Source organism: Shewanella sp. 11B5 (genome assembly GCF_002836795.1).
GTDB classification, from domain to species: Bacteria; Pseudomonadota; Gammaproteobacteria; order Enterobacterales; family Shewanellaceae; genus Shewanella; species Shewanella frigidimarina.
Map to the genome: position 1 here is coordinate 1 of NZ_PJAP01000367.1, position 8,133 is coordinate 8,133.

Here is an 8,133-nt window from a genome sequence, read left to right on the forward strand (position 1 = left end):
CGTTGGTAAGCTTTATGAATTTTACGATTTAAGGTCAACATTAAGGCCACCGAATGCTCGGCAACTGACTCAGGTGAATATGCTGGTACATTAACGACTTTCATACCGAGTCGCTCGGCAGCGATTAAATCAACATTATTGAAACCGGCACAACGCATGGCAATAATTTTTGTACCGCCTTTTGCCAACTCAACTAACACTTCTTCACATAAAGAGTCGTTGACGAACGCACACACAACTTCATAGCCTTCTGCTAATTTTACGTTTTGCATGCAAAGTCGGTAATCAAAGAATTCAATATCAACCTTAAAGGTTTCGTTAATACTATTGAAATGGCGGATGTCGTAAGGCTTTGCGCTAAAAAATCCAATTCTCATAAGGCTCCAAATGCGTTAATGGCGCTATCGCGATCGTTTACAACGATTTACCGCAATAGTCGCGCTCAAAACAGAAGTTAATTGTATGTGAATTAACAGTTATTGTCGTCAATATCACACGGGATAAAGATGAAATTGTGATCCAGGCTAGGCCTTGCGAATAGCAACAACAATAATCACTCTGCTGTATAGTTTGCTTGTAACGCCAATAAAAAAACAACTTATTGACGTTATAAACATCATCCATATCTTACCCATATCAACATGGATTCAGCCAAGTTATCTGGAGCCGCATTCACTATTCCTGTGATACCGCCAAAAGCTAAAATAACGAGTGTAGATTGCATTCTTACATCAACATATTCTCTTCTCACGATCCGCGAATACTCAAGAGAGAATTAACTTCTTAAGCTATACGAAAATTGCAAGAACACATGGCAAAGAATATCTATTTAAGGCGTTAACTTAATAAATTGAATAATCACTATTGAGAATGAGAAGAATTGCTGTACCCATCACTGTTTTCACGAGTTAACATTGCTAGTGTTATCGCAATGTTAATCTAACAACGAAACTATGAATCAGAAAAAAAACTTGCCAGTATCAGACCGTCGATTTTGGATTGAACGGATAAGCAAAACTGCACTCAGAGCACTACATATTATTGGTGTAGTGGGCAGTGGTGGTGGCATAATATTTAATCTTGAGTTATCTCTATGGTTGAATTATTGGCTTGTTGCAATCATATCCGGTGTATTACTAATGAGTTGGGAAATCATTAGAGATTGGCGCTGGCTGATACAACTCAAAGGAGTGTTAACCCTACTAAAAGTGATATTGCTAGGTTTTTTTATTCAAATAAGTCAGTGTCATTCTGAATTAGTCATCTTTATTATTTTATTATCTGTTATTGTATCTCACGGACCTGCTGGATTACGCCATTACTCGGTAGTTCATCGAAAAGTGATTCAGAGCAAAAAAGAAATAAAAGGCTAATACGCCACAACAGATGACTTTAAGGACATGGGATGTTCCCTTACCCAGATCAATATCGCGTTGCTATGCCGCCAATGACTACCGCTTTGATGGTAGTTTGGGCGTTGATGACTCATGCCATTTTTACTGATGCCAGTCCATTTTCACTTTATCCATTGTTAGCGCTATTTCCGACAGTTATTGGTGCGCATCTATATTTAATTTGGCAAGCAAAAGGCATGAGCCGTCTTGATCAATGCTTTTATGCGTTGGTACATATCCCACTCGCATTTGTAGTGTGGACATTCACCATCATGCACGTCAACGGTAATGCATTCTCTTAAATCGTTATTTTAGTCTCCCAGCAATACCATTCTATACTTGCACATCATAAGCCCTAGCGGTATCTTTGCCGCGAATTGACTCACGAGAGCAACTATGGCTGATTTCATTTACAACCCACCTACCACCCCTTGGTTAGATATTGTGTATCAAGACAAGGATATTCTGGTCGCAAACAAGCCCTCTGGACTACTTTCGGTTCCAGGAAGAGAAGCTATTTACCATGACAGTATTTATTCTCGAGTTTTAGCTGAACATCCAAATGCACAAATTGTGCACCGATTAGACATGGCAACCTCTGGAGTCATTGTCGTCGCACTACGGCGCAGTGCTGAACGAGAATTAAAACGTCAATTTCGTGATAGAGAAACAGCCAAAACCTATTTTGCTCGAGTGGCTGGTCATATGAAATCCAATATCTCGAAAGTCGATTTACCACTAATTTGTGATTGGCCTAATAGACCCAAACAAAAAGTCGACCACACAGTTGGTAAGCCTTCGGTGACGTTAGTTGAAGTCGTGAGCTATGGTGCTAAGTCTACATTAGTCAAACTCACTCCTATTACTGGACGCTCACATCAGCTTCGAGTTCATATGATGGCATTAGGCCACCCTATTCTGGGTGATGGATTTTATGCCGATCCTTTAGCAAAAAGCTTATCACCTAGATTACTCCTTCATGCAGCGGCATTATCGATAACTCATCCTTACTCTCAGCAAGTAATGCATTTTGAGTCACCCGTCACGTTCATGACTCCAACGGCTGATCAATAACAAAATTAAACATTGCTAATAACCATGTTAATTTTAGTAGCTATTATGCAATGAAAGTCGTAGATTTATAGCTAATTAATGGTTTATTAGGCTTTATACCGTGGATAGCTCATTTCAACGCGATGAATTAGACAATCATATTCTCACCGCACTTATGCAAGACGCCAGAACACCTTTTGCGGAACTGGCGAAACGTTTTAATGTCAGTGCTGGGACGATTCATGTTCGCGTTGAAAAAATGAAACAAGCTGGCATTATTACTGGTGCGCAAATTACCGTAAACCCCAAAGCGCTCGGTTATGATGTTTGCTGTTTTATCGGTATCAACTTGAAGAGTGCTGGCGATTATCCCGCTGCTATTGCCAAGCTAAATGAATTAGAAGAAGTAGTGGAAGCGTATTACACCACCGGAAATTACTCGGTATTTGTAAAGGTAATGTGCCAATCTATCGATGGATTGCAGCATGTGCTGATTAATCGTATTCAGTCTATTGATGAAATCCAGTCTACTGAAACACTTATTAGCCTACAAAATCCCATCGTAAGATCTGTAAAGCCATAGATCATGGAGGGCTAAGTAGCCCTCAAGCCCTGCATCAACCCCTAAATTGTCAACTCCCACTAGTGAATAACACAACGTCAATCACAAACCCGCACATACTTATTAACAATTGATTGCCAATTTTTTAAGTTACAGTGTTACTTTTGTTAAATCTTTGTGCTACAAATGCTACTGATGTGCCATAGAGTGCAGCAAAAAACCGAAAATATTATAAACACCATCACTTAATATTCATCGTGTTACAGCGATATCCCCCTCAAATTGAGTGGTGTCTAAAAACAAGGAAGAAGTTGTGAAGACAAAATTAGCCCTAGCCATTTCGGCAGCACTAATATCAAGTGCTACTTATGCAAATACTCAATATAGCTCTAACCATGCAGGCATTGAACTGCTTTCAACTGACCATAACAAAAAACCTGCAGTAAAAATTAACGATGTCAAAGCTCCTCAGCGTTATATCATTGAACTAGAATCACCAGCTGTTGCAAAATATCAAGGTGGTATTTCAACTTATGCCTCTACCGCTGTTAAAGATAAAAATAGCAAATTAGACATTCAATCAGCTCCAGTTAAGAGTTATGCGTCTCATCTTAAGGCCGAGCAAGCTGCATTTACAAAAGCCCTTTCAAAGGTTGCTTCAAATGCTAAAGTTGAGCGTCAATTTACAACATTATTTAACGGTGTCACGATTGTTGGCCAAGGGTTAACTGTTGAACAAATAATGGCTATTCCAGGAGTTATCTCTGTATATCCTGAAGCAGTGTACGAAATAAACATGGATGCTTCACATGAAATAATCAACAGTGAAGCTATGTGGAATGCTGTAGATGGCATGGAAAACGCTGGTAAAGGTATCCGAGTTGCCATTATTGATGGTGGTATTCGTCCTGAAAACCCAATGTTCTCAGGAGAAGGTTTTGAAGCGCCAACAGGTATGATGCCAACAGATGACTACTGTTCAACGGTTGATAGTTCATTTTGTAACGACAAACTGATTGTTGCACGTTGGTCGCAACCTACTTTCCAAGTCTGTCCAGATGAATACATGAGCCCACTAGGATTTGGTGGTCATGGTACTCACGTTGCTGGTACAGCGGTTGGTAACAAAGTAGAAACAACATTCCAAGGTGTTGACGTTACATTATCAGGCGTTGCTCCAGCTGCATATTTAATGGCTTACAAAGCACTTTATTCTAAAGCTGACTGTACTGGTGGCAGTGGTTCTAACATCATGTTAATGGAAGCATTAGAGCATGCTGTTAATGATGGCGCAGATGTCATTAACAATTCATGGGGTGGTGGCGCTGGCGCAGATCCTTCAAGTAGCCCATACAAAACGATGTTTGAAGCTGCCGAAGCTGCAGGCATTGTAGTGGTAAGTGCTGCGGGTAATGATGGTAATGCAGCAAAAACAGTAGGTTGCCCTGGTTGTATTGAGTCTGGTATCACAGTGGCTAACAGCACTACAGGTCGTTACTTCGCTAACAGCTTCAATACTGGTGGTGATGATTTGTTAGCGATTCCAGGTTCAGATACTGAAATTGATATGGACATCACAGGAACTGTTATTTCAGCACTCAATATTGATGCCGAAAACTTTGAAGGTTGTGAACCATTCGCTGCAGATTCATTTAAAGATGGTATAGCACTGATTTCACGTGGTACTTGTAACTTTAGCAATAAAGTAACTAACGCTGAAGCTGCTGGCGCAACTGCCGTTGTTGTTTATAACAACCGTGCTGGTGCACCAATCACCATGTCAGTGCCGGGTATTACCTTCCCTTCAGTTATGATCGGCCAAGATGACGCCATGGCGATTTTAGATTCAATGGGTGATACCGCAACTCAAGGTACTATTGGCGCTGACATTAAACGTATCATGGCAAGTGGTCTTGCAGATTCTATCAATGAATCTAGCTCTCGTGGTCCAAATGGTAATGAAAATATTCTCAAGCCAGACCTAGCTGCTCCAGGCACTAACATTTTATCGGCCTTCTCACCTGATGATGGTGGAGAAGACTTTAATATGATTTCTGGTACTAGTATGGCTAGTCCACATGTTGCAGGTGCAGCAGCGCTTTTAAGTCAGCTACATCCTACATGGTCAGCAACTGATATTAAGACCGCGCTAACATCTACATCTAAAATGGACGGCATCCTAGATGACGACTCATCAACACCAGCAACACCTTTTGCTATGGGTGCGGGTCGTATGGATTTAGATGCTGCAGCAAAAGCAGTGTTAACATTTGATAAGCCTTCTATAGCTGCAGATTCATGTGTTGGTATCTGTACCTTTACTCGTACGGTTTACAACAAGAGTGATGAAAAATCATCTTGGGCGCTTTCTGCAAGTTCTGGTACTGCAGGCCTAATGATTTCACCTTCAACACTTGAACTTGAAGCGGGTGCATCAGCAACCTTCACTGTCACTGTTGATTCAACATTTAGTGAATATGGTGACTGGATTTTCGGTAATGTCATGATTAGCAGCACTGAAGGAAAGCAAAATGCTCACCTTCCATTGGCTGTACTCGCTAAAGAATCAAGTGATTCATCATTAATATCAGCTTTTACAACCGACACTGATATTTCTGTTGCAGATCCTTTCACAATAAAATCTGTTGTGAATAACACTATGTTTGAAAACACGGTAACTCTGACGGCTACGACTCCTAAAGGCACTAAGCTTACATCAAAAGATGATGTATCTGTGGTCCTGAACGGCGCCTCGCAAAACGGACTATCAGTTGATGAAAACACGGGTGTTATCACTTGGGTTGGTTCAATGGATTTACCTGAAATGGTCACGACTAGTGGCACAGGTACATATCCTAATATTACCGCTCTTGGCTTAAGTCAAACACCTGCTTGTTTAGACGGTTGTGATGAAACTACATTTGTATTTACAGTTCCAGCTTATAAGTACAATGGACAAACTTATACAGCAATCACTATTTCGGATAACGGCATAGTCATTCCTGGTAATAGTTCAACTGCAGGCACTTATGCTAATAAAGAACTACCTGATAGCTCAAATCCAAATAATATCCTTGCACCATTCTGGTCAGATTTTGATTTAAGTGATGGTACAGTTGGCGATACTGGTGGTGGAGCAATCTCTCTTGGTGTCGTTAGCACTGGAACAGCTTCATTCTTAGTTGTTGAATGGAATGATGCGCAACTTTGGGGCGATCCTTCAGGTGATCAGTATAGCTTTAGCGTGTGGTTAAAAACTGGCGATACTGAAGAAGTCACATTCAATTATTACGATATTCCAGGTATGCCAGCTAACGTAACGATTGGCGCTGAAAACATCAGTGGTAGCATAGGTACAACCCATTACTATAATGGCGTAGGTACTTCTGTTACAAATGATGATTGGGTAGAAGTTAAATCAACTACAGCAGGTAGTGTTGAACTTGCTTATAAAGCAATGGTTACTGAGTTTAGCTTCGGCCAAGCTGACGCTCCTTCACTTGATGAAGATACTTCTATGGAAGGTAATGTATTAGATAATGATACTAAGCCAGACCAAAAAGTAGCTCGTACTCAAGTAACGGGTGATGGCATGACGGCTAAGGCTCAACGCTTAATCGATGTGTCTCCTGTTGGAAAATTAGACACTGTTGTTCTTGTTGATGAAGTGACTAATGGCGAACTGACGTTAGCAGCAGATGGTGCATTTACTTATACACCAACTGCAGACTTCACTGGCACCGATACATTCTCTTATACATCAACTGATGAAGAAGGGAATTTGAGTACGCCTACACAAGTTGTTATTACTGTTAATAACGTTAATGATGCCCCAACGGTTGCGCCTTCAGGAATGAATAGCGCTGGTGGATTCGTAGTAACAGCAAAAGCAAATGGTAAAGACATCGATGGTGATGCTTTAACTTATAATTGGGTTCAAACTGGTGGTAAGAGTGTTAGCTTTACTAACGGTGGTCCATCAATTCTGTTTACTGCTCCAGTTGGTGATGACACCTTCACTTTCACAGTAACCGCATCTGACGGTGAGCTGACAAGTGCACCGGGTACAGCAACCATTAATGTCACCGAAGAAGTAGAGCAATCTTCTGGTGGTTCTATGGGTTGGTTAACTGCACTATTACTTCCATTAGCTGCATTACGTCGTCGTAAGCACTCATAATAGTAATCATTAATTTGGCATTGCCAAATTAATGTAAGAAAAAACCAGCTGTTCTCAGCTGGTTTTTTTATGGGATAAAAATATGAAACTAGGTAGCGTTAGTTATTCATTTTCATCCGATTCATCAGCATGAGCAGAAGCTTCAAACTGCTCTACATTCGCCAATTTCCCAAACCAGAAATCTGAACTCACCATCTTAAACTGACGAGATAAACCTTCACTTGATACTAATTCTAGCTTCCACAATATCCCTAAGGCTTCTGGAAATTGCGTACCGGTAATTTGGTCTTCATATAATCGATGTAAGAGCGCATCGGGAGATAGCCCAGATGCGAGAAGACGTACCATTGATGCATGTAATGACTCATCAAAAATAGTTAGCTCTGCTGCGTCAGCTGCTGTGACATTAACCATAAACTCAACACCAGTAGGCTCGGCAAAAACACCATTAAATGCTTCTCTCAATAAGGCATAAGCGCTAAAAAAACCTTCATGGAGCAAGCAATCAGAATATTCTTCCCACATTCTGTCACCGATCATGTCATTACTTAATTGATCAATTTTCCCTTCAGTCAATTCACTGAATAAATGCGTCAAGACGATTTTAGCGGCTTCATTGGCCTCTAAATCATTTAGAGACATCATGCACATTTCTCTAAGTTCAGTAGCCTCCATTCCTTCTAGGCCATCATCTAAGCCCATAATAGCCATCAACTGAAGGTAGTCTTCATTTGACCAAGCATTCGGGATCTTATTGATTTTACGAAAAGAACCAATTTGAACATTAAATTGTGCTTGCATGGAAACTCCTTCTTATAAGCGTCAAAAGTGACGAAGACAGGTCAAACTAATACCCAACATGTACAATCGCAATACTGTATACGTGCAAAAACAAACCATGTCGTATCGATAGAGAACTAAATAAATATAAAGACATGATTCAT

The 8,133-nt window shown here is 40.5% G+C and carries 6 protein-coding genes and 1 pseudogene; 5 read left to right on the plus strand and 2 right to left on the minus strand.

Annotated elements, in window-relative coordinates:
• Nucleotides 1-377 (minus strand): annotated as a pseudogene (locus CXF78_RS08190) (2-hydroxyacid dehydrogenase); the annotation flags it as partial.
• A 576-nt stretch (nucleotides 378-953) separates the two neighbouring features.
• Here CXF78_RS08190 and CXF78_RS08195 point away from each other — a divergent pair.
• The 5 genes from CXF78_RS08195 (at nucleotide 954) to CXF78_RS08215 (ending at nucleotide 7,189) form a co-directional block, all read left to right on the plus strand.
• Complete coding sequence (locus tag CXF78_RS08195; protein ID WP_011636005.1) at nucleotides 954-1,373, plus strand: hypothetical protein; 420 nt, start codon at nucleotides 954-956, stop codon at nucleotides 1,371-1,373.
• A 32-nt stretch (nucleotides 1,374-1,405) separates the two neighbouring features.
• On the plus strand, nucleotides 1,406-1,696 hold the full coding sequence (locus tag CXF78_RS08200; RefSeq protein ID WP_011636004.1) for a hypothetical protein: 291 nt from the start codon (nucleotides 1,406-1,408) through the stop codon (nucleotides 1,694-1,696).
• Nucleotides 1,697-1,790: 94 nt separating this feature from the next.
• On the plus strand, nucleotides 1,791-2,468 hold the full coding sequence (gene rluA / locus CXF78_RS08205) for a bifunctional tRNA pseudouridine(32) synthase/23S rRNA pseudouridine(746) synthase RluA (RefSeq protein ID WP_059747559.1): 678 nt from the start codon (nucleotides 1,791-1,793) through the stop codon (nucleotides 2,466-2,468).
• Between the two features lie 100 nt (nucleotides 2,469-2,568).
• A complete protein-coding gene (gene asnC / locus CXF78_RS08210) occupies nucleotides 2,569-3,030 on the plus strand; it encodes a transcriptional regulator AsnC (protein WP_011636002.1) in 462 nt (153 codons plus the stop codon).
• A 292-nt stretch (nucleotides 3,031-3,322) separates the two neighbouring features.
• Nucleotides 3,323-7,189: a S8 family serine peptidase gene (locus CXF78_RS08215; protein WP_102036487.1), complete on the plus strand. Its 3,867-nt coding sequence runs from the start codon at nucleotides 3,323-3,325 to the stop codon at nucleotides 7,187-7,189.
• A gap of 102 nt (nucleotides 7,190-7,291) precedes the next feature.
• Here the strand turns inward: CXF78_RS08215 and CXF78_RS08220 are convergent, their stop codons facing one another.
• Nucleotides 7,292-7,990, minus strand: coding sequence for a hypothetical protein (locus CXF78_RS08220; protein WP_011636000.1), 699 nt, complete (start codon nucleotides 7,988-7,990; stop codon nucleotides 7,292-7,294).
• Nucleotides 7,991-8,133: the final 143 nt, after the last annotated feature.

Excerpts from the sequence above, each read along its gene's own strand:
- CXF78_RS08195 (WP_011636005.1), top strand. The coding sequence starts at position 954 with ATGAATCAGAAAAAAAACTTGCCAGTATCAGACCGTCGATTTTGGATT.
- CXF78_RS08200 (WP_011636004.1), top strand. The coding sequence starts at position 1,406 with ATGTTCCCTTACCCAGATCAATATCGCGTTGCTATGCCGCCAATGACT.
- rluA (WP_059747559.1), top strand. The coding sequence starts at position 1,791 with ATGGCTGATTTCATTTACAACCCACCTACCACCCCTTGGTTAGATATT.
- CXF78_RS08220 (WP_011636000.1), bottom strand. The coding sequence starts at position 7,990 with ATGCAAGCACAATTTAATGTTCAAATTGGTTCTTTTCGTAAAATCAAT.